Raw genomic sequence first — 2,889 nt, 5'->3', positions numbered from 1 at the left:
GCTGCCTGGCGGATGGAATGCGCCTCGATGCCGGTGATCGCCAGGAAGCGGGGCAGAAGTTCCGGATCGGCGGCGACGAAGCCCAATGCCTTCACGGCGATGGTTTCCGCTTCCTCGCGCATTGACGCTGCGTTTGCCATCGCTACCTTCTTGCGCGGTAAAATGAGTCTCTTTTTGGCAGTAATCGCAAGCGTCGCCGGCGGCAAGCCATCTAGCTCTGCAATGCGGTGTTCGAGGCGAAATCCGAAGCTTTTCCGGCAGCCGGTTTCCGTTTCGTCAATTATATTGCCGTAGAGTCGAGCAGGGTTTGGTACGTAACCGGCGAGGGCGCATGGCGGCATCCTTCGAGCGGAAGGCAGGCCGGGACGGGAATTTGATGCCTAAGAAGGTCATGATCGTCGAGGACAATGAGCTCAACATGAAGCTCTTTCGGGACCTCATCGAAGCGAGCGGCTACGAGACGGTACGCACGCGCAACGGCCTGGAAGCGCTGGATCTGGCGCGACTGCACAAGCCGGACCTCATTTTGATGGACATCCAACTGCCCGAAGTGTCGGGGTTGGAAGTGACCAAATGGCTGAAGGAGGACGACGACCTCCATGTCATACCGGTCATTGCCGTCACCGCATTCGCGATGAAGGGCGATGAGGAGCGCATCCGCCAAGGTGGCTGCGAAGCCTATATTTCCAAGCCGATCTCGGTGCCGCGTTTCATCGAAACCATCAAATCCTACCTAGGCGATGCCTGATGCGCCTTTCCAGCCGAGCCGGAGCTTTGTGAGATGACTGCACGGATCCTCGTCGTCGACGACATCCCTGCCAATGTGAGGCTGCTCGAGGTCCGGCTGCTTGCCGAATATTTCGAGGTGCTGACCGCCACCAACGGGCTGGACGCGATCGAGACCTGCGAAAACGGCAAGGTCGATGTCGTTCTGCTCGACGTGATGATGCCCGATATGGACGGGTTCGAGGTCTGCCGGCGGCTAAAGAGCGACCCGGCGACGTCGCACATACCCGTCGTCATGATCACCGCGCTCGACCAGGTTTCGGACCGGGTGCGCGGCCTCGAGGCCGGCGCCGACGATTTTCTGACCAAGCCGGTCAATGACCTGCAATTGATGACGCGCGTCAAAAGCCTGGTCAGGCTGAAGACGTTGACCGACGAGCTGCGCCTGCGCGCCTCGACCACACGCAACATCGGCATCGAGGAGCTGTTGAGCCGCAACTTCGCTTCCGCGGACACCACGCCGAAGGTTCTGCTGATCGACGAGCGCAGATCCTCCTTCGAGCGCGTCCAGAAAATGCTGCGCGGCAGCGCCGACCTCGACATCGCCACCGATCCGCATGCCGGCTTCTTCCAGGCCGCCGAAACGCCCTATGAATGCGTGATGATCTCGACAGCCTTTGCCGATTTCGATCCGCTCAGGCTCTGCTCGCAACTGCGTTCGCTCGATCGCACCCGTTTCGTGCCGATCATCCTTCTGGCGCAGGAGGGTGAGGAGGGGCGCATCATCCGCGGCCTCGAACTCGGCATCAACGACTATCTGATGCGGCCGATCGACCAGCAGGAGCTGACGGCCCGGCTGCGCACGCAAGTGCGCCGCAAGCGCTACAACGACCAGCTCCGCGCCAGCGTCACGCAAACCATTGAGATGGCGGTGACCGACGCCCTGACGGGATTGCACAATCGCCGTTACCTAGACAGCCATCTGCAGACGTTGTTCGACCGTGCCGTGGCGCGGAGGCGGCCGTTGTCGATGATGATCACCGATCTCGACCGCTTCAAGACCATCAACGATGCGCACGGCCATGACGGCGGCGACGAGGTGCTGCGCGAATTCGCGCGGCGGCTGCGCAAGAATGTGCGCGGCATCGATCTTGCCTGCCGCTTCGGCGGCGAGGAGTTCGTCGTGGTGATGCCGGACACCGACGGCGCAGTGGCCGAAAAGGTCGCGGAGCGCATTCGCGCCGAAATCGCCCTTATGCCGTTTGCCATCGGCCATGACGGCAAGACGATCGAGGTTACCGTCAGCGTCGGCGTGTCGTCGGTGCTGAAAGGCGTGGATACGGTTGCCGGGCTGATGAAGCGCGCCGACCTCGCGCTCTACGAAGCCAAGAGCGCCGGCCGCAATCGCGTCGTCGCCAAGGCGGCTTAGCGCCGATTATCCAGTCGGTGCGATAGGGTTACGAATTTACGTTAACGCAAGCGATTCGCAGGGCTTGGTTAAGAAATTGTTGATTTTCGTAAGCCGTTGCGCAAATGTGCAGACCAATGACGGAACCGGCGCGAGGGTAGTTGCCGGGTCGATCCGAAGAATACCCCATGATTCTCAGGTCCGCCGCATCTCCTGGGTCCGTGGGGTCGGCCGGCCGGCGCTGGCACATAGTGGCCTCCTCGTACCGCTGCCAAACGCCGACCGGCCCCCTCTTTCCGAAAAGACATCGAGACTCTGCGCTAAGCCTTGGAAATATCGGACGTTTCGAAGCCTTGAAACAAAAACGCCGCCCACAGGGGCGGCGTTTTGGCTTTAGAGCAAGAAACCAGATTACTTGATCTTGGTTTCCTTGAACTCGACATGCTTCTTGGCGACCGGATCGTATTTGCGGAACGACAGCTTGTCCGTCTTGGTGCGGCTGTTCTTGCTGGTCACGTAGAAGAAACCGGTGTCGGCGGTCGACAGAAGCTTGATCTTGATGTTTGCGGCTTTGGCCATGTTGTTCGTCCGTTATGTTCGTGGAGTTCTAGCCGCTGGAGCACGGGGAAACACCCGGACGCGGGAAACTTGGCGCGACACATAAAGAACGCACCCGGAAAGTCAACCCCGCGAGGCTTCGGTGTCGTAAGCACATGAGTTGTCCGGATTAGGTAGCACATGAGTTGTCCGGTTTT

4 protein-coding genes are annotated in these 2,889 nt (G+C 60.1%); 2 read left to right on the top strand and 2 right to left on the bottom strand.

Annotation, left to right across the window (positions count from 1 at the left end):
• Positions 1 to 140 (bottom strand): DUF3572 family protein (locus E5W87_RS34810; RefSeq protein WP_292243109.1); only part of this gene is annotated, 140 nt, incomplete at its 3' end.
• 251 nt (positions 141 to 391) lie between these two features.
• Here E5W87_RS34810 and E5W87_RS34805 point away from each other — a divergent pair.
• Both E5W87_RS34805 and E5W87_RS34800 read left to right on the top strand, forming a co-directional pair.
• Positions 392 to 748, top strand: coding sequence for a response regulator (locus tag E5W87_RS34805; protein WP_287247952.1), 357 nt, complete (start codon positions 392 to 394; stop codon positions 746 to 748).
• Between the two features lie 33 nt (positions 749 to 781).
• On the top strand, positions 782 to 2,155 hold the full coding sequence (locus tag E5W87_RS34800; protein ID WP_292408319.1) for a PleD family two-component system response regulator: 1,374 nt from the start codon (positions 782 to 784) through the stop codon (positions 2,153 to 2,155).
• A 390-nt stretch (positions 2,156 to 2,545) separates the two neighbouring features.
• Here the strand turns inward: E5W87_RS34800 and rpmG are convergent, their stop codons facing one another.
• A complete protein-coding gene (rpmG, locus tag E5W87_RS34795; RefSeq protein WP_006201775.1) occupies positions 2,546 to 2,713 on the bottom strand; it encodes a 50S ribosomal protein L33 in 168 nt (55 codons plus the stop codon).
• Positions 2,714 to 2,889 lie beyond the last annotated feature (176 nt).

Source organism: Mesorhizobium sp. (assembly GCF_004962925.1).
Lineage (GTDB): Bacteria > Pseudomonadota > Alphaproteobacteria > Rhizobiales > Rhizobiaceae > Mesorhizobium.
The sequence above is the reverse complement of the archived record's forward strand: the minus strand, read 5'-3'. Positions and strand labels throughout refer to the sequence as shown.